Genomic DNA, 17,803 nt, shown 5'->3' with positions numbered 1-17,803 from the left:
CGGGGGCGGGCGCCGTCTTTGCGGGAGGGGCCTGGGCGGCCCCGCGAGAGGACATCCCCCGCGAGGGCCCGCGGGAGAAATGCCGCCTGCCCCGGGGGCGAGGGGCGAGACTTGTCGGCATGAGGACTGCCTACAGCGTGGAGACCGTGCGGGCCGCCGAGCGAGAGCTCATGGCCCGGTTGCCCGAAGGGGCCCTGATGCAGCGGGCGGCGGCCGGACTGGCCGTGGCCTGCGCGGACTTGCTGGGGCGGGTGTACGGAGCCCGGGTGGTGCTGCTGGTGGGCAGCGGTGACAACGGCGGGGACGCGCTGTACGCCGGTGCCCGGCTGGCGCGGCGGGGGGCCGGGGTGGCGGCGGTGCTGCTCTCGCCCGAACGGGCCCACCAGGGCGGGCTGGCCGCGCTGCGGGCCGCCGGGGGGCGCGTCTCGGCCGATGCGCGGGGGGACATCGCACGGGCCGCGCTGGTCGTGGACGGGATCGTCGGGATCGGCGGACGGGGCGGGCTGCGCCCGGAGGCCGCGCAACTCGTGCGGGCCGCATGGGAGTCGGCGCCGGTGGTGGCGGTGGACCTGCCCAGCGGAGTGGACGCGGACAGCGGTGAGGTCGCCGGGGACGCCGTACGGGCCGACGCCACGGTGACGTTCGGCGCGTACAAGCCGGGGTTGCTGATCGATCCGGCGCACGAGCGGGCGGGCGCGCTGCGGCTGGTGGACATCGGGCTCACCCTGCCGCGGGAGGCCGACGCCGAGGCGTTGCAGCACGCGGATGTGGCCGGACTGCTGCCGCGTCCGGCGCCCGAGAGCGACAAGTACCGGCGGGGCGTGGTCGGGGTGGTCGCCGGGTCCGCGCGCTATCCGGGGGCGGCGGTGCTCGCGGTGGCGGGCGCGTTGCGGGGCGGCGCCGGGGCCGTGCGCTATGTCGGGCCGGCCGCCGAGGCGGTGCTGGCGCGGTTCCCGGAGACGCTGGTGCATGCCGGGCCGCCGGACAAGGCGGGCCGGGTGCAGTCGTGGGTGATCGGTCCGGGCATCGGCGAGGAATCGGACGCGCTGGAGGACGTGCTGGCGGCGGAGGTTCCGGTGCTGGTGGACGCGGACGGGCTGCGGTTCCTGACGCCGCGTCGGGTCGCCAGGCGCCCGGCCCCGACCTTGCTGACGCCGCATGCGGGGGAGGCCGCTGCCCTGCTCGGGCGCGGGCGCGAGGAGGTCGAGGCGGCCCGGCTGGCCTCCGTACGGGAGCTGGCGGCGCGGTACGGCGCCACGGTGCTGCTCAAGGGCTCGACGACGCTGGTGGCGGAGGCGGACGGACCGGTGCGGGTCAACCCCACGGGCACCAGCTGGCTGGCGACGGCCGGGAGCGGGGACGTGCTGTCGGGGCTGACGGGGGCGTTGCTCGCCGCGGGACTCACGGCGCGGGACGCGGGATCGGTCGGTGCGTATCTGCACGGGCTGGCGGCCCGCCGGGCGGCCGGGCCGGCCGGCGCGCCGATCCTGGCCTCGGAGGTCGCGGGCCATCTGACGGAGGCCTGGCGGGATGTGACGGGCTGACAGCAAAACCGGCGACCGGCGGGTGGATGACGGGACGGCAGCGGGCGGCGGACCGGCGGCGGACGGCGGACCGGCCGCGGACGACCGGCTGACGGCAGGCAACGGAGCGGCGTTACGCCCCGCGGGGGAATGGGGCGGGCACCAGGGCGAACCTGGCGCCCGGCGGGCCGAACGGCCGCGGCGCCACGGCATGCGTGAGGGCATGAAACGCACTCTTCCGGCGCTGCTGGTCTGCGCCTCGTTGCTCGTTGTCGCCGGGCCGCCCGCGGTGGCCGTGGCACCGTCGCCCACCGTGGCCGTGAGGCATGCGTCCGCGCGGGCCGTGACGCAGCCGTCCGAGGTGACCGTGCCGCAGCCGTCCGCCGCGTACGGACCGTCCGGCCTGGTCCCCGGCATCCCGCGCACGGTGCGGGGGCCTGGACGGCAGCTGCGCATCGAGTACGTGCCGCGGTCCGAGGCGCAGCGCCCCGGCACCCGGGCGCTGCGCTGCAGTGCCGCCACCGGGCCCTACCAGCGGCAGGCGGAGCGCTATCTGGGGCGCGAGGCCGACGGGCGGCAGAGTGCGGGGGACTGCCGGGCGATCCGGCGGTTCCAGCAGGCGCACCGTATCGCGCCGGCGTCCGGATTCGCGGGGCCCGTCACGGGGGCGATGGTGCGGGTGATGCGCGCCAGGAAGGACCCCAACCGGGCCGGTCACTGTCCCGACCGGGCCGAGCGGACCGTGTGCGTCGATCTGAACCGGCAGCTGATGTGGGTGCAGCAGGACGGGCGGGTGATCCTCGACCCGGTGGCGATCCGCTCCGGTGCGCCGACGATGGAGACCCGTACCGGTACGTACCGGATCTATCTGCGGCACCGACGGCACATTTCCAACCTGTACGGCACCTCCATGCCGTACGCCCAGTTCTTCGACCGCGGGGAGGCGCTGCACGGCGTCCACGAGGACATCTTCTCCGGGGCCGGCTCGCACGGCTGCGTCAACCTCACCATGACGGACGCGCGCAGGGCCTGGGAAGTGCTCAAGAAGGGCGACATCGTGCACGTCTGGGGGCGGAAACCCGGCGTGTGAGCACGGTTTTCCCGCCCGTCCCCCGGGGTTGCGCAATGTCGCCTGCGACACTGAGGGGGATGAACGAGACAGTGAAGCGTGCCCGTGCCGCCATTGACGTCGCCGCCGTGCGGTCGAACGTCCGTGCGCTGCGGGACCGCGCACCCCGGGCAGAGCTGATGGCCGTGGTCAAGTCCGACGGCTACGGGCACGGGGCGGTGCGCTGCGCGCGCGCCGCCCGTGAGGCCGGTGCGGGCTGGCTGGGCACGGCACTGCCCGAGGAGGCGTTCGCGCTGCGGGCGGCCGGTGACACCGGGCGGCTGCTGTGCTGGCTGTGGACGCCCGGCGGCCCCTGGCGGCGGGCGATCGAGCAGGACATCGACGTCGCGGTGAGCGGGCTGTGGGCGCTCGACGAGGTGCGGGCGGCGGCGCGGGCGTGCCGCCGCACCGCCCGCGTCCAGCTCAAGGTCGACACCGGCCTCGGCCGCAACGGCTGCCCGCCCGCCGCCTGGCCGGAACTGACCGCCGCGGCCCGCGCCGCCGAGGCCGAGGGCACGGTCACCGTCACCGGCGTCTGGTCGCACTTCGCCTGCGCCGACGAGCCAGGCCACCCCTCGATCGCCGCCCAGCTGGACGTCTTCCACGCGGCGCTGAAGACCGCCGAGACGGCCGGGCTGCGCCCCGAGGTGCGGCATATCGCCAACACCCCGGCGCTGCTGACGCTGCCCGAGGCGCACTTCGACCTGGTCCGCACCGGCATCGGCATCTACGGCATCTCGCCCAGCCCCGAGGTCGGCACCTCCCAGGACTTCGGGCTCCGGCCGGCGATGACCCTGGAGGCCTCGCTCGCGTCGGTCAAGCGCGTCCCGGGCGGCCACGGCGTGTCGTACGGGCACCACTACACGACGTCCGGCGAGACCACCCTGGCGCTGGTCCCGCTCGGCTACGCCGACGGCATCCCGCGGCATGCCTCCGGCGTCGGTCCCGTGCTGGTCGCCGGCGCCTGGCGGACGGTCGCCGGGCGGATCGCGATGGACCAGTTCGTGGTCGACCTGGGCGCCGAGCGCGCCGAGCCGGGCGATCTCGCCGTGCTGTTCGGCCCCGGGGACCGGGGTGAGCCGACCGCCGAGGACTGGGCCCGGGTGGCCGGAACCATCGGGTATGAAATCGTCACCCGGATCGGATCCCGGGTGCCACGCGTCTATGTGGACAGCGGCACGGGGAGCGAAGCCGTAGGAGACAGCGCGCTCACGGGGGGTACGGCATGACCGAGGGACAGGAAGCCGCCGCGCAGGCGGTCGAGACCGCGGCCGAGGTGGCCGGCAACTGGGCCCGGGCGGGCCGGCACGCCGGTGTCGCCGGCGCCGCGATCGGCGTGGTCGCGGCGGGGGCCGCGGCCGGTGTGGCGATAGAGCGGCTGACGGTCGGCCGCGGGATGCGGCGCCGCGCCCGGCTCGCGCTGGATGCCGCGGGCCCGTACGGCACGCTGCGCGGCACCCCGGGCGCCGCGATCGCCGAGGACGGCACCGAGCTGTATTACGAGGTCGACGAGCCGGGCCCGCCGGAGAAGGACGACGCGGCGGCCAAGGGCGCGGTGAACGGCAAGCACGGTAAGCACGGCAAGAACGACCGGTCGGCCAAGCCGGTCCGCGGCAAGGAGGCCCGCGCCGCGCAGGAGGCCCACGGCGGTCTGCGCAAGCGCCTGACGGCGGCGCTGGGGCGGCGTTCCGCGGCTCCCACGGTCGTCTTCAGCCACGGCTACTGCCTGAGCCAGGACTCCTGGCACTTCCAGCGCTCCGCGCTGCGCGGCACGGTACGCACCGTCCACTGGGACCAGCGCAGCCACGGCCGCTCCTCGCGCGGCCACGGCCAGATCGACGGCACGGAACCGGTCACCATCGACCTGCTGGGCCGGGACCTGAAGGCGGTGCTGGACGCCGCGGTGCCCGAGGGGCCGATCGTGCTGGTCGGGCACTCCATGGGCGGGATGACGGTGATGGCGCTGGCCGACCAGTTTCCCGAGTACGTCGCGGAACGGGTGGTCGGGGTGGCCCTGATCGGCACCTCGGCTGGCCGGCTCAGCGAGGTCGGCTTCGGGCTGCCGTCCATGGGCGTCAAGGCCTTCCACTGGCTCGCGCCGGGCGTCCTCAAGGCACTGGGCTGGCAGCGCGAGATCGTCGAGCGCGGGCGGCGGGCCACCGCCGATCTCTTCGCGGGGCTGATCAAGCGGTACTCGTTCGGGACGCCGGAGAAGGTGGACCCGGGGATCGCCCGCTTCGGCGAGCGGCTGATCGAGGCGACCCCGATCGATGTGGTCGCCGAGTTCTTCCCGGCGTTCGCGGTGCACGACAAGACCGAGGCGCTGGTGGCGTACGACGCGGTGCCCGCGCTGGTGCTCGCCGGGGAGAGCGATCTGATCACTCCTGCCGACCACAGCCGGACGATCGCCGAGGTGTTGCCGCACGCGGACCTGGTGTGTGTGCCCGGCGCCGGGCATCTGGTGATGCTGGAGCGGCCCGAGCTGGTCAATGAGCATCTGGTGTCGCTGGTGGAGCGGGCGAGCGTGGCGGCCCGCAGCTCGCGGCACGCCCGCGCCTGAGAGTCCGGGGCTGAGGCGCCGGGGCTTGAGAGGCACCCGGGACCGGCGGGCGCCGGCCGGGGGAGCGCCAGGGCCGCCGTCCCGCAGCGGTGTCGATGAGGGGCGGTGGCCGGGCGGCGGGCGGGACGTACCATTTGCGGCATGAGCACCACCGGAGCCATTGCGCATGTCACCGTCAAGTCCCCCGAACAGATGCAGGAGTTGGGTCGCCGGCTGGCCCCGCTGCTGCGCCCCGGCGACCTGGTACTGCTCACCGGTGAGCTGGGCGCAGGCAAGACGACGCTGACCCGTGGCCTGGGTGAGGCGCTGGGCGTACGCGGCGCCGTGACCTCGCCCACCTTCGTCATCGCCCGGGTGCACCCCTCGCTGACCGGCGGCCCCGCGCTGGTGCATGTCGACGCGTACCGGCTCGGCGGCGGGCTGGACGAGATGGAGGACCTGGACCTCGATGTCTCGTTGCCGGAGTCGGTGGTGGTCGTGGAGTGGGGCGACGGCAAGGTCGAGGAGCTGTCCGAGGACCGGCTGCACGTGGTCATCGGGCGCGCCGTGGGTGCGGATGCGCCCGGTGGTGCGGGCGGGCATCCCGAGGACGACGTGGACGATGTGCGCGAGGTGACGGTCACCGGCCTCGGCGCACGCTGGGCGGACGCCGGCCTGCTCGCGCTGGAGACCTGCTGACGGCCGTCCGGGGCCTGCCGGCGGCAGGCCGGGGCCCGGTGGCGGCAGCCCGAGGTCTGCCGGCGGCCGTCCCGAGGCCTGCCGCCGGCGCCGGCGGGGGACCCGGCGCCGAACCGGCGGGCGCCGATCCGGACAACACCGCCCGGTAGTTTCCGACAAGCCGTCGGTAAGATGTTGCGTACCTGGTGCCGGCCGTGGTGACATGGGTGGAGACCCCAGTTAGGTCTGCCTAAGTAGCGAGCCTAGCTTCTGTCGCTCGTCCCAGGAGCCCCGGGAGGCGTCCATGTCGGCCCACCAGCCCTCCACCACGCCTGAAGGGCGCGGGGGCACCCCCGTCGCGGCGGCCGCGTGCGCCGCGCGCGAGACGCCGACCATGAATGAACTGCTGGCGGCCGGTGCCGCGGCCAGCGCCGTCTCCACGCCCCCGGACGCCGCCGAGGAAGCCCGCCGGGACAAGCCCGCGGACCCGTCCGGCGCGCCGGAAGCGGACGACGAGGACCGGGACGGGCCCGGAGCCGCGTCCACCCCGGGCCGCGACGCGGCGTAGCCCGTAGGGGCGAATGCGGCGGCCTGCGGAACCGGCCGGAGCCGCCACCGGCCGGGGCCGTGCGGGTCAGGAGACCACGACGACCTTGGTGCCGTGCAGCGCGAAGTCCCACATCGCCTTGCCGTCGGCCCGCGACTCCCGGATGCCGCCGGTCCGCTTCGACGAGCCCGGGTCGGGCATGGAGCCGTCGACGGCCGCGCTGAAGCCGACGGTGACGCCTTCCACACTCGCGAACCGCACCACATGCTCGATCGCGATGCCGTCCGAACCCGTGACGCTCACCGAGCGCGAGCGGACGGCATAGGCGCCCAGCGGCGGGCTGACCGGGCTCGGCGTGACCGGATACGTACGCGCCGCCTTGCCGTCCGCGCCGACCAGCCAGACCCGCTTGGCGTCCAGCGAATAGACGATCCGCCGGCCCGTGCCGGACGACGGCGGGACCGGGGCAGCGGCGGGGGTCTTGTCCTTCTTGCCGCCGTGCTCCGGCGGGCTCTTGGGCACGCTGTGGCGGGTGTCCTTGCGGGTCTGGGTGAGGGTGTCCGGAGCGGACGCCGCGGCCTGGTAGCCGAGCACACCGACCACGACCACGGCAGCCGTGGTCAGCGCGGTGACGATCGTGCTGCTCTTAGCGGGCACCGCTGTGCCACCTTTCCTCCCTCTCCCTGCCCTGTGGCGGGGAGCCCCGGGCCTGGGAATGCCGGGCTGCTTGCTGCTGGGCTACGGGGGCGACGGTAGCACCGCGACAGGTACCTCCGGCCGAGCCGTAGTCTTAAGGACGTGCTGCTGCTAGCTCTTGACACCGCCACCCCCGCCGTCACCGTCGCGCTCCACGACGGCACCCGGGTCCTCGCCGAGTCCCGCCAGGTGGATGCGCGCCGCCACGGCGAGCTGCTGCTGCCCGCCGTCGACCGGGTGCTGGCCGAGGCAGGGCTGAAGCTCGATGCCGTCAGCGACATCGTGGTCGGCGTGGGCCCGGGCCCGTACACCGGCTTGCGGGTCGGCCTGGTGACCGCCGCGACCTTCGGGGCGGCCCTGGGCGTTCCCGTCCACGGCCTGTGCACCCTGGACGGCCTCGCCTACGCCTCCGGGCTCACCGAGCCCTTCGTCGTGGCCACCGACGCCCGCCGCAAAGAGGTCTACTGGGCGCGCTACGGGGCCGGCCCCTCGTCCGGCCACCGCCCCGCGACGAGCGGCTCCGCCGCGCCCCCCCCGATCACCCGCCTGACCGAGCCCGCCGTCGACCGCCCCGCGGACATCGCCGACCAGGTGGCCGGCGTCCCCGCCGTGGGCGCGGGCGCCGTGCTCTACGACACGGTCTTCACCGGACTGCGGCGCGAGGCCCCCGAGCACCAGTCCGCCGGGGCGCTGGCCGCGCTGGCCGCCGCGAAGCTGGCCGCGGGCGAGGAGCTGCCGCCCCCGCAGCCGATGTACCTGCGCCGCCCGGACGCCCAGGTGCCCGCCAACTACAAGGTGGTCACTCCCCGGTGACCACCCGCCCGTCGTCCGACCGGCGCCCGGTGGCGCCCCCGCCGCCCGGCGGGGCCGCTGAGCCCGGTGCGGTGCTGCGCGAGATGCGCTGGTGGGACATCGCGCCGGTGCTGGAGCTGGAACGGGAGCTCTTCCCCGAGGACGCCTGGTCGCCGGGCATGTTCTGGTCCGAGCTGGCCCATGCGCGCGGCCCGTACGCCACCCGCCGCTACCTCGTCGCCGAACTGGAGGTGCCGCCGCGCCGGGAGGACCCCCGGGCAGCGTCCGGGGAAGGCGCCGATGAGGGGACGGGGGTCTCCCCTGCTCGAACGGAGTTGAGAGCTCGGGGAGGGCCGGGCGGCGGGCGGGAGAGCCGGCTGGTCGGCTACGGCGGGCTGGCCGCCGTCGACGGCACCGGCGACATCCAGACCATCGCCACCGCCCGCGAGATGTGGGGCACCGGCCTCGGCGCCCGGCTGCTGACCGAACTCCTCGGTGCCGCGACGGCCTTCGAATGCCACGAGGTGCTGCTGGAGGTGCGGGTCGACAACGTGCGCGCCCAACGCCTCTACGAGCGCTTCGGCTTCGAGCCGATCGGTTTCCGCCGCGGCTACTACCAGCCCGGCAACGTCGACGCCCTGGTCATGCGGCGCACCACCCAGACCTCCTCCGAAGCACCCTCCGTACAAGGAACTTGACACTCATGGCTGACTCACGCGGCGGACCGCTCGTCCTCGGCATCGAGACCTCCTGCGACGAGACCGGTGTCGGCATCGTCCACGGCCACACCCTCCTCGCCGACGCGGTCGCCTCCAGCGTCGACGAGCACGCCCGCTACGGCGGCGTGGTGCCGGAGGTGGCCTCGCGCGCCCACCTGGAGGCGATGGTCCCCACCATCCAGCGCGCGCTGAAGGACGCCGGGGTCGCGGCGTCCGACCTGGACGGGATCGCGGTCACCGCGGGACCGGGCCTGGCCGGTGCGCTGCTGGTCGGCGTCTCGGCCGCCAAGGCGTACGCCTACGCCCTGGGCAAGCCGCTCTACGGCGTCAATCACCTCGCCTCGCACATCTGCGTCGACCAGCTGGAGCACGGCCCGCTGCCCGAGCCCACGATGGCCCTGCTGGTGTCCGGCGGCCACTCCTCCCTCCTGCTGGCCCCGGACATCACCTCCGACGTGCGGCCGCTGGGCTCGACGATCGACGACGCGGCGGGCGAGGCCTTCGACAAGATCGCACGGGTGCTGAACCTCGGCTTCCCGGGCGGTCCGGTCATCGACCGCTACGCACGCGAGGGCAACCCCGACGCGATCCGCTTCCCGCGCGGACTGACCGGCCCCCGCGACCCGGTCTACGACTTCTCCTTCTCCGGCCTGAAGACCGCCGTCGCCCGCTGGATCGAGGCCAAGCGGGCGGCCGGCGAGGAGGTGCCGGTGGCGGACGTCTCGGCGTCCTTCCAGGAGGCCGTGGTGGACGTGCTGACCCGTAAGGCCGTCCGGGCCTGCAAGGACAACGGGGTGGACCACCTGATGATCGGCGGCGGGGTCGCGGCCAACACCCGGCTGCGGGCGATGGCCGAGCGCCGCTGCGAGGACGCCGGGATCACCCTGCGGGTGCCGCGGCCCAAGCTGTGCACCGACAACGGTGCGATGGTCGCCGCCCTGGGCGCGGAGATGGTGGCACGGGGCCGGGCGGCGTCCGCCTGGGACCTCTCCGCCGACTCCTCCCTGCCGGTCACCGAACCGCATGTGCCCGGGGAGACCGGCGAGGAGCCGTCCGCCGCCCCGCACCACCACGGCCACGACCACGTCCACGAGGTGAGCAAGCACAACCTCTACTCCTGAGGCCGGGCGAGGGCGCGTTCTGTCGTTCTGTGAGTCCTCGCGCCTCCCCTGGCCCGAGGTCCGGCCCGAGGTCTTACCCTGGCAGGCAGCACCGGGCGCGCACGTGGGGAGGCGGCAGGCTGTGGACTGGTTCTGGTGGGTCTTCATCTTCTTCATGGCGGGCGGCTTCGCGAAGGTCGCCGACACCGCCCGTACGGCGCTGCGCACGCGGCACGATCGCAAGATGGAGCGGCTGGAGACCGCCCGTCAGGAGCGGCAGGAACTGGCCGCCGCGCAGCAGCCGCCGCAGCCGGTGTGCGGCTGCACCCATCACCTCGCCAAGCATGACAAAAAGGGCAAGTGTCATGAGCTGGTGGAGGTCGCGGTCGCCTGGGACGCCGACCACAAGCCGGTGCAGTACGAGGCGGGCCAGTGCACCTGCCAGCAGTACATCGGCCCGCAGCCGCTCTCCCAGATCTACGCCGAGGACCTCACCGACCTGGCGTGAGGCCGGCACCGGCCCGGTGTGAGGCGGCACCGGCCCGGCGTGAGCCCGGCAGCGGCCCGGCGTGAGCGCCGGTCAGCAGGTGTCCGCCGCCGGGTGCCCCAGCAGCATCATGGGGGCGCCGGCGACCCGGGTCAGGAAGATCGTGCAGGAGTTGCGCCCGCCGCCGAGCTTCAGCTTCTTGCGCAGCTCCTCCGGCTCCACCGCCGAGCCGCGCTTCTTGATCACCGCGATGCCGACCTCGCGCTCCCGCAGCAGCGCCTTGAGCCGCTTCACGTGGAACGGCAGCACATCGGTGATCGCGTAGGCGGTCGCATACGGCGTCTCGGCCGGCCGGTCCGTGGTCAGGTACGCGATCGTCGGATCGATCAGCCGCCCGCCGATCCGCCGGGCGACATCCGCGACCAGATGGGAGCGGATCACCGCCCCGTCCGGCTCGTACAACCAGCCCCCGACCGGCCCCGGCTCGGGGTCCGGCAGCCCAGCGCCCAGCAGCGAGTCCCCGGCCGGCAGCAGCGTGGCCCGGCGGCCGCCCGGCGTGATGCGCCCCGCTCCGTCCTGCGCCCCGCCGAACCACACCACGGCCTCCTTGACGTCGCCCCCGTCCGAGATCCACTCCGTCTCGGCGTCCTCGGGCAGCGCCTCGTGCGGTACCCCGGGCGCGATCTTCAGCGCCGCGACGGGAGCCTTGCGGGCCGCCTCGATCGCCCATGACAGCGGGGGCGAGTACGCCTCGGGGTCGAAGACTCGGCCGCCCCTGGCTTTGCTGCGCCGCGCCGGATCCACGAACACCGCGTCATACCCGGCGGTGTCCACCTCCGTCACGTCCGCGCAGCGCACCTCGATCAGCTCCGCGAGCCCCAGCACCTCGGCGTTGGCCCGGGCCGCGGCGCAGGCCAGCGGGTCGCGGTCGACGGCCAGCACCCGGATACCGGCCCGGGCCAGCGCGATCGCGTCGCCGCCGATACCGCAGCACAGATCGGCCAGCGTACGGACGCCCAGCGCGGCGAGCCGGGCCGCGCGGTGCGCGGCGACCGTGGCGCGGGTGGACTGCTCCACGCCGTTCGGCGTGAAGTACATCCGCCCCGCGTCCGCCCCGAACTTCGCCGCCGCGCGCTGCCGTAGCCGGGCTTGGCCCAGCGCGGCCGAGACCAGTGCCGCGGGGTGGTCACGGCGTAGCCGGGTGGCTGCCGCCAGCTCGTCCGACGGGGAGTGGTCCCGCAGCTCGGCCAGCAGCGATTGCCCCTCCGGGGCGAGCAGGGCGGCGAAAGCGTCTAGGTCGTTCACGGTGCCATTGTCGTCCCACGTTTGCGGCTTTCCCGCCGTGGGGGTTTCTCTTGCTTTCGCCTGGCGGCGGGCCGGTCCGCTGCGCTTTGCCTCGGCTCGCTTTTGGCCTTCCCGCCGTGCGGGTTTCTCCTTGTTTCGCCTGCGGCGGGCCGGGTCCGCTGCGCGGGGCTGTGGGCCCGTCCCCTCCCGTGGGTGAGTAGGTGAGGTGGGCGGGGGCGGGCGTCGATCACAGCAGTGGGGGAGCAACGGCGGGAAAGCCAAAAATGTGCGCCGGAGGCAAAGCGCAGCGGCCCGGCGGGGAAGACGCGAACGTGGGGTCGGCTACGCCGGCTCACGCCGGCGCTGCGCATGGTCGCTGATCCGCAAGAGCAGGGCCACCATCACCCAGTTCGCGACGAGGGACGAGCCGCCCTTGGCGAGGAAGGGGAGGGCCTTGCCGGTGAGGGGGATCAGGCCGGTGACGCCGCCGGCGACGACGAAGACCTGGAGCAGCAGAGCGCCGGAGAGCCCGACCGCGAGCAGCTTGCCGAACGGGTCGCGGGCGGTCAGCCCGACGCGGAGGCCGCGCTGGGCGAGCAGGACGTACAGCATGATCACGACCATCACGCCGGCCAGCCCCAGCTCCTCGCCGACGGTGGTGAGGATGAAGTCGCTGTTGCCGGCGAAGCCGACCAGCTCCGGGTGGCCCTGGCCGAGGCCGCTGCCCGAGATGCCGCCGCTGCCGAAGCTGAACAGCGCCTGCGCGGCCTGGTCGGAGATCAGTCCCGGCGGTCGCTGCTGCTCCGGCAGGAAGATGTCCATCGGGTGCAGCCAGGCCATGATCCGGCCCTTGACGTGCGGTTCCGTGGAGCCGACGACCGTGGCGCCGACCGCGGCCATGGCCAGGCCGCAGAGCACCCAACTGGTGCGCTCGGTCGCCATGTACAGCATGATCACGAAGACGCCGAAGAAGATCAGCGAGGTGCCCAGGTCCCGTTCGAAGACCAGCACCAGCAGGCTGATCACCCAGATGGTGAAGATCGGTGCGAGCTGCCGCCCCGGGGGCAGTTGGACGCCCAGGACGCGGCGTCCGGCCAGTGCCAGGGCATCGCGGTTGACGGTGAGATAGCCCGCGAAGAACACCGAGATCATGATCTTCACGAACTCGCCGGGCTGCAGCGACAGCGGCCCGAGCAGGATCCAGCGCTTGGCGCCGTACATATCGGCGCCGAAGAAGGCCGGGGCCATCAGCAGCACCAGCGCGACCGCCATCGTCAGATAGATGTAGCGCTGCAGGACGCGGTGATCGCGCAGCACCAGCAGGATCGCGACACAGACCGCCACCCCGATCACCGTCCACACCAGCTGCCCGCTCGCCGCCTCGGCGATCTTCAGCCGGGGCGTCTGCGCATAGGTGACGTCCAGGCGGTGCAGCAGCACCAGGCCGAGCCCGGTCAGCAGCGTCGCCAGCGGCAGGATCAGTGGATCGGCGCGGGGCGCGAAGCGGCGCAGGACCAGGTGCGGGACCAGTGCCACGAAGAACATGCTGACGGCGAAGCCGGTCAGCCCGCCGGGCAGCCTGCCGGTCATCGACAGGCCGGTGAAGGCGTACCCGAAGTCCGCGATCAGTACGGCGAGGGCGAGCAGCCATGCCTCGGTCCGCCGGCGGTCCGGCGCCTGGGCCAGCGCGGCGAACGTCATGGTGCGTTCGGCGTCGCTCTCCCGCTGCCGGGCCGCCCGGGGAACGCTGGTCTGTCCACGCACGGGTGTCCTCCGCCACTGATCGTCGAGGCCGCGGGCCGGCCGGGATGTGCCCGGTTCCTCGGCCCGGCAGTCAGGGAGATAGACGAGGCAGCAGGTGGCGCGGTTGCGGGGGAAGGGGAAGGTGTGTCCGATTCGATGGGAACGTGCCCGTACTCCGGCTTCCGTCCCGCTCCGGCGCCGTCCTGATTCCGTCCCGATCCCGCCCTGATACCGCCGTGGCAGGCGCCGGCCCGGCGGGGTGCGGCCTGTCGTCGGCCCCGGCCCGGGGCGGCCGGTCAACCCGAGCGGAGACAAGCGCACCCCGCCGCGCTGGCACTCCGCTTGACCGAGTGCTAACCGCGTCATAGTCTCGGCGTTGGCACTCTCCAGTGGGGAGTGCCAGACACACAGCGACGGGCAGGTCCGGCACCCGCGACGACGGATCGACCTGGTCGCCACCTCAGACAGTTAACCCCGTGAGATCTCCGAAGGGGGAGGTCGGATCGTGACGACCACCAGCTCCAAGGTTGCCATCAAGCCGCTTGAGGACCGCATTGTGGTCCAGCCGCTCGACGCCGAGCAGACCACGGCCTCGGGCCTGGTCATTCCGGACACCGCCAAGGAGAAGCCCCAGGAGGGCGTCGTCCTGGCCGTGGGCCCGGGCCGTGTCGAGGACGGCAAGCGCGTCGAGCTCGACGTCAACGTCGGCGACGTCGTGCTCTACAGCAAGTACGGCGGCACCGAGGTGAAGTACAACAACGAGGACTACCTCGTTCTCTCGGCTCGCGACGTGCTCGCGATCGTCGAGAAGTAAGTCACCCAGTTTTGCCGTGATCTGCGCCCCTGGTTCCCGCGTCTAAACAACCCGGGGCAGGGGCGCAGTTCGTTTGAGCGACAGCGGTCCCCACGTCGTGGCCGAGGATCGCAATGAGAGGACTTGAAGCAACCCATGGCGAAGATCCTGAAGTTCGACGAGGACGCCCGTCGCGCCCTTGAGCGCGGCGTCAACAAGCTTGCCGACACGGTCAAGGTGACGATCGGCCCCAAGGGCCGCAACGTCGTCATCGACAAGAAGTTCGGCGCGCCCACGATCACCAACGACGGTGTCACCATCGCGCGTGAGGTCGAGGTCGACGACCCGTACGAGAACCTGGGTGCCCAGCTCGTCAAGGAGGTGGCGACCAAGACCAACGACATCGCGGGTGACGGCACCACCACCGCCACCGTGCTGGCCCAGGCGCTGGTCCGCGAGGGTCTGCGCAACGTCGCCGCCGGCGCCTCCCCGGCCGCCCTGAAGAAGGGCATCGACGCCGCCGTCAAGGCCGTCTCCGACGAGCTCCTGGCGACCGCCCGTCCGATCGACGACAAGACCGACATCGCCGCCGTGGCCGGTCTGTCCGCGCAGGACAAGCAGGTCGGCGAGCTCATCGCCGAGGCGATGGACAAGGTCGGCAAGGACGGTGTCATCACCGTCGAGGAGTCCAACACCTTCGGCCTGGAGCTGGACTTCACCGAGGGCATGGCCTTCGACAAGGGCTACCTGTCGCCGTACATGGTCACCGACCAGGAGCGGATGGAGGCCGTCCTCGAGGACCCGTACATCCTGATCCACCAGGGCAAGATCTCCTCGATCCAGGACCTGCTGCCGCTGCTGGAGAAGGTCATCCAGGCCGGTGCCTCCAAGCCGCTGCTGATCATCGCCGAGGACGTCGAGGGCGAGGCCCTGTCGACCCTGGTCGTCAACAAGATCCGTGGCACCTTCAACGCCGTGGCCGTCAAGGCCCCCGGCTTCGGTGACCGCCGCAAGGCCATGCTCGGCGACATCGCCACCCTCACCGGTGCGACCGTCATCGCCGAGGAGGTCGGCCTCAAGCTCGACCAGGCCGGTCTGGACGTGCTCGGCACCGCCCGCCGGGTGACCGTCACCAAGGACGACACCACCATCGTCGACGGTGGCGGCAAGTCCGAGGACGTCACCGGTCGCGTCGCGCAGATCAAGGCCGAGATCGAGTCCACCGACTCGGACTGGGACCGCGAGAAGCTCCAGGAGCGCCTGGCCAAGCTCGCCGGTGGCGTCTGCGTCATCCGCGTGGGTGCGGCCACCGAGGTCGAGCTCAAGGAGAAGAAGCACCGTCTGGAGGACGCCATCTCTGCGACCCGCGCCGCGGTCGAGGAGGGCATCGTCTCCGGTGGTGGCTCCGCTCTGGTCCACGCCGCCAAGGTGCTGGAGGGCTCCCTCGGCAAGGAGGGCGACGAGGCCACCGGTGTCGCCGTCGTCCGCCGCGCCGCCGTCGAGCCGCTGCGCTGGATCGCGGAGAACGCGGGCCTCGAGGGCTACGTCATCACCGCGAAGGTCGCCGAGCAGGACAAGGGCAACGGCTTCAACGCCGCCACCGGCGAGTACGGCGACCTGGTCAAGGCCGGCGTCATCGACCCGGTGAAGGTCACCCGCTCCGCCCTGGAGAACGCCGCGTCGATCGCCTCGCTGCTGCTGACGACCGAGACCCTGGTCGTCGAGAAGCCCGCGGAGGACGACGCTGCCGAGGCCGGTCACGGCCACGGGCACGCGCACTGACGCAGCACGCCGGGCGGTTCGCTGCCTGACGTACGAGACCCGGTCCCTGCCGTGTGCGGGGGCCGGGTCTTCCGTTTGCGCGGAGGCGGGGCGTGCGTGCGTGCGGGCGGGACCTCCGGTCCGGGGTGGTCAGGCGGAGTGGGGCAGCTGCTCCGGCCGTACGGGATCGGTGAACGGCCGCCCCCGGGCGTAGCGTTCGAGCTCGTCCAGGGCGTGATCGGCCAGGCGGTGGAGTTCGGTGCCCAGCGACCCCGCCACGTGCGGGGTGAGCAGGACGTTCGGCAGCTCGTACAACGGGGAGCCGGCGGGCGGGAGTTCGGGCTCGGTGACGTCGAGGACGGCGTGCAGGCGGCCGGACACCAGCTCGGGGAGCAGGGCCGCCCCGTCGACCAGCGAGCCGCGGGCAGTATTGATCAACGTCGCGCCGTCGGGCAGCAGGGCCAGTTCGCGGGCACCGAGCAGATGGCGGGTGGCGGGCAGCTGGGGGGCGTGCACGGTGACGATGTCGCTGCCGGCACAGAGGGCGTCGAGGGGGACCGGCCGCACGCCGAGCCCGGTGGCGTCGGCGTCGGTCACGTAGGGGTCGTGCAGCAGGACTTGCAGATCGAACGGGCGCAGCAGCTCGATGACGCGGCGGCCGATGCGGGAGGCGCCGATGACGCCGACGGTGCGGCGGTAGTTGCCGGCGGCGCCGAGTTCCCGGTGCCAGTCGTGGGCGCTGCGCAGGCCGCGGTAGTGGTGGGCGGCGTGCAGCACCCGTTTGTTGGCGAAGAGGATCGCGGCAAGGGTGTATTCGGCGACCGGGAGGGCGTTGGCGGCGGCGGCCGAGGCGACGGTGATACCGCGCTCCCAGCAGGCGTCGGTGAGGTGGTGTTTGACCGAGCCGGCGGCGTGCACGACGGCACGCAGCCGGGGGGCCGCGTCCAGCACCCGGCCGGTGAGCCGCGGGGCGCCCCAGCAGGTGAGCAGCACCTCGGCCTCGGCGAGGGCGGCGGCGACGGCGGGGGAGGGGTCGGCCAGCTCGTGAGCGACGAGGTGGGGGTCGGTACGGGCGAGGGCCGCGAGACGGGTGTGGTGGCGGGCGTCCAGGAGCCGTTCGGCGATGCCGGGGCCCATCGCCAGGAGCACCGTGGGCCGGTTCGCTGCGCCGGGCGTGCTCACCGCCGTTTCGGCCTGCCCGTCGTGGTGGTGTGACGGTGGGGTCATGCGCTCTCCTCCGTGTTCCCTGGGACGTGTGGCGTTCCTTGACGTGCGGCGTTCTCTTGCCCGGGGCGTTCCCCTGACGTGCGGCGTTCTCTTGCCCGTGCGGCGCTCTCTTGACGGGCGGTCAGCCGCGCCTGAAGGATTCCCGGCGGCCGTCGTCATCCTCCGTCCCGGCCGGTCGTCATCCTCCGCCCCAGGGGACGCCATGCCCGAGCACCCCCACCGCCGCCATCCCTTCCGCCTCCCGCCCGAGGACCGCCGCCGCAGCGCGTACACCGGCTGGACCCGCGCCCACTGGGAGGCGGTCGCCGACGGGCTGCTGCACGCCACCGCCCCCTACGCCTCCCCGTGCCACGGCCTGATCACCCTGCCAGGACCCCGCCCCAGCTCCTCCGGACCCCGCTCGGACGGTCTCGAAGGCTTCGCCCGCACGTTCCTGCTCGCCGCCCTCCGAGTCGCCGGCAACAACGGCCGTGACCCGCACGCCCACCTCTCCCGTTACGCCGAGGGCCTGGCCGCGGGCACCCGGTGTCCCACCGCCGCACGGGAGCTGACGTCCGCGGACCCCGACTCCTGGCCCCGTATCGGTGCCGTCCGCCAGGCCCGTGTCGAAGCCGCCTCGCTCGCCCTCGGCCTGCGTCTGACCCGCCCCTGGCTGTGGGACACCCTCGACGACGGGGTCCGCGCCCGCGTCGCCGACTGGCTGCTGCCCGCCCTAGATGAATGAGTCCGATGTTCTCAGTGGTCGAAGGCGATCAGGGATCGTTTGATCTTGGCGCCGGTGGTCCAGTTGTGCCAGATGCCGGCGG

Annotated in this window: 16 protein-coding genes and 1 pseudogene; 13 read left to right on the top strand and 4 right to left on the bottom strand. The window is 73.4% G+C overall.

Annotated features, from left to right (window positions below; translation table 11 throughout):
* Positions 1-119 precede the first annotated feature (119 nt).
* From ACGFR7_RS26770 to ACGFR7_RS26745, 6 genes are all read left to right on the top strand, one after another.
* Positions 120-1,544 carry an NAD(P)H-hydrate dehydratase gene (locus ACGFR7_RS26770; RefSeq protein WP_393324157.1) on the top strand — a complete coding sequence of 475 codons (1,425 nt, stop codon included), beginning with the start codon at positions 120-122 and terminating at the stop codon, positions 1,542-1,544.
* A 202-nt stretch (positions 1,545-1,746) separates the two neighbouring features.
* Positions 1,747-2,613, top strand: coding sequence for a L,D-transpeptidase (locus ACGFR7_RS26765; protein ID WP_393324154.1), 867 nt, complete (start codon positions 1,747-1,749; stop codon positions 2,611-2,613).
* Between the two features lie 59 nt (positions 2,614-2,672).
* Positions 2,673-3,860, top strand: coding sequence for an alanine racemase (gene alr, locus ACGFR7_RS26760; RefSeq protein WP_393324151.1), 1,188 nt, complete (start codon positions 2,673-2,675; stop codon positions 3,858-3,860).
* Positions 3,857-5,191, top strand: a complete 1,335-nt coding sequence (locus tag ACGFR7_RS26755) for an alpha/beta fold hydrolase (protein WP_393324149.1) — start codon at positions 3,857-3,859, stop codon at positions 5,189-5,191. Before alr ends, ACGFR7_RS26755 begins: the two co-directional genes overlap by 4 nt.
* 141 nt (positions 5,192-5,332) lie before the next feature.
* Entirely contained in the window at positions 5,333-5,869 is a 537-nt protein-coding gene (tsaE, locus tag ACGFR7_RS26750) for a tRNA (adenosine(37)-N6)-threonylcarbamoyltransferase complex ATPase subunit type 1 TsaE (RefSeq protein WP_393324146.1), read from the top strand.
* Positions 5,870-6,152: 283 nt separating this feature from the next.
* Complete coding sequence (locus tag ACGFR7_RS26745; RefSeq protein WP_393324143.1) at positions 6,153-6,416, top strand: hypothetical protein; 264 nt, start codon at positions 6,153-6,155, stop codon at positions 6,414-6,416.
* Positions 6,417-6,482: 66 nt separating this feature from the next.
* On the opposite strand, the gene ACGFR7_RS26740 is transcribed toward ACGFR7_RS26745, so the two are convergent.
* Positions 6,483-7,052 (bottom strand): hypothetical protein, encoded by a 570-nt coding sequence (locus ACGFR7_RS26740; RefSeq protein ID WP_393324140.1) that lies wholly within the window; start codon positions 7,050-7,052, stop codon positions 6,483-6,485.
* 141 nt (positions 7,053-7,193) lie between these two features.
* Between ACGFR7_RS26740 and tsaB the strand changes: the two genes are divergently transcribed.
* From tsaB to ACGFR7_RS26720, 4 genes are all read left to right on the top strand, one after another.
* The gene (gene tsaB, locus ACGFR7_RS26735) at positions 7,194-7,904 is read left to right on the top strand and encodes a tRNA (adenosine(37)-N6)-threonylcarbamoyltransferase complex dimerization subunit type 1 TsaB (protein WP_393324137.1); all 711 of its coding nucleotides are present in this window, start codon (positions 7,194-7,196) and stop codon (positions 7,902-7,904) included.
* Complete coding sequence (locus ACGFR7_RS26730) at positions 7,901-8,581, top strand: GNAT family N-acetyltransferase (RefSeq protein ID WP_393324135.1); 681 nt, start codon at positions 7,901-7,903, stop codon at positions 8,579-8,581. The genes tsaB and ACGFR7_RS26730 overlap by 4 nt, the downstream gene beginning before the upstream one ends.
* Positions 8,582-8,586: 5 nt before the next feature.
* On the top strand, positions 8,587-9,723 hold the full coding sequence (tsaD, locus tag ACGFR7_RS26725; RefSeq protein WP_393324132.1) for a tRNA (adenosine(37)-N6)-threonylcarbamoyltransferase complex transferase subunit TsaD: 1,137 nt from the start codon (positions 8,587-8,589) through the stop codon (positions 9,721-9,723).
* 121 nt (positions 9,724-9,844) lie between these two features.
* A complete protein-coding gene (locus ACGFR7_RS26720) occupies positions 9,845-10,210 on the top strand; it encodes a hypothetical protein (protein WP_393324129.1) in 366 nt (121 codons plus the stop codon).
* A gap of 72 nt (positions 10,211-10,282) precedes the next feature.
* On the opposite strand, the gene ACGFR7_RS26715 is transcribed toward ACGFR7_RS26720, so the two are convergent.
* Entirely contained in the window at positions 10,283-11,494 is a 1,212-nt protein-coding gene (locus ACGFR7_RS26715; protein ID WP_393324126.1) for a methyltransferase domain-containing protein, read from the bottom strand.
* Between the two features lie 321 nt (positions 11,495-11,815).
* The gene (locus ACGFR7_RS26710; protein WP_393324534.1) at positions 11,816-13,174 is read right to left on the bottom strand and encodes an FtsW/RodA/SpoVE family cell cycle protein; all 1,359 of its coding nucleotides are present in this window, start codon (positions 13,172-13,174) and stop codon (positions 11,816-11,818) included.
* Between the two features lie 547 nt (positions 13,175-13,721).
* Here ACGFR7_RS26710 and groES point away from each other — a divergent pair.
* A complete protein-coding gene (groES, locus tag ACGFR7_RS26705; protein ID WP_030089482.1) occupies positions 13,722-14,030 on the top strand; it encodes a co-chaperone GroES in 309 nt (102 codons plus the stop codon).
* Positions 14,031-14,165: 135 nt separating this feature from the next.
* Positions 14,166-15,791: a chaperonin GroEL gene (groL, locus tag ACGFR7_RS26700; RefSeq protein ID WP_088798377.1), complete on the top strand. Its 1,626-nt coding sequence runs from the start codon at positions 14,166-14,168 to the stop codon at positions 15,789-15,791.
* Positions 15,792-15,920: 129 nt separating this feature from the next.
* Here groL and ACGFR7_RS26695 read toward each other — a convergent pair whose 3' ends face one another.
* Positions 15,921-16,907, bottom strand: a complete 987-nt coding sequence (locus ACGFR7_RS26695) for a hydroxyacid dehydrogenase (protein WP_393324531.1) — start codon at positions 16,905-16,907, stop codon at positions 15,921-15,923.
* Between the two features lie 292 nt (positions 16,908-17,199).
* Between ACGFR7_RS26695 and ACGFR7_RS26690 the strand changes: the two are divergent.
* Positions 17,200-17,712: pseudogene (locus ACGFR7_RS26690) on the top strand (DUF2264 domain-containing protein); the annotation flags it as partial.
* Positions 17,713-17,803: the final 91 nt, after the last annotated feature.

Source organism: Streptomyces sp. NPDC048516 (assembly GCF_043199875.1).
Classification (GTDB): Bacteria; Actinomycetota; Actinomycetes; order Streptomycetales; family Streptomycetaceae; genus Streptomyces.
The sequence above is the reverse complement of the archived record's forward strand: the minus strand, read 5'-3'. Positions and strand labels throughout refer to the sequence as shown.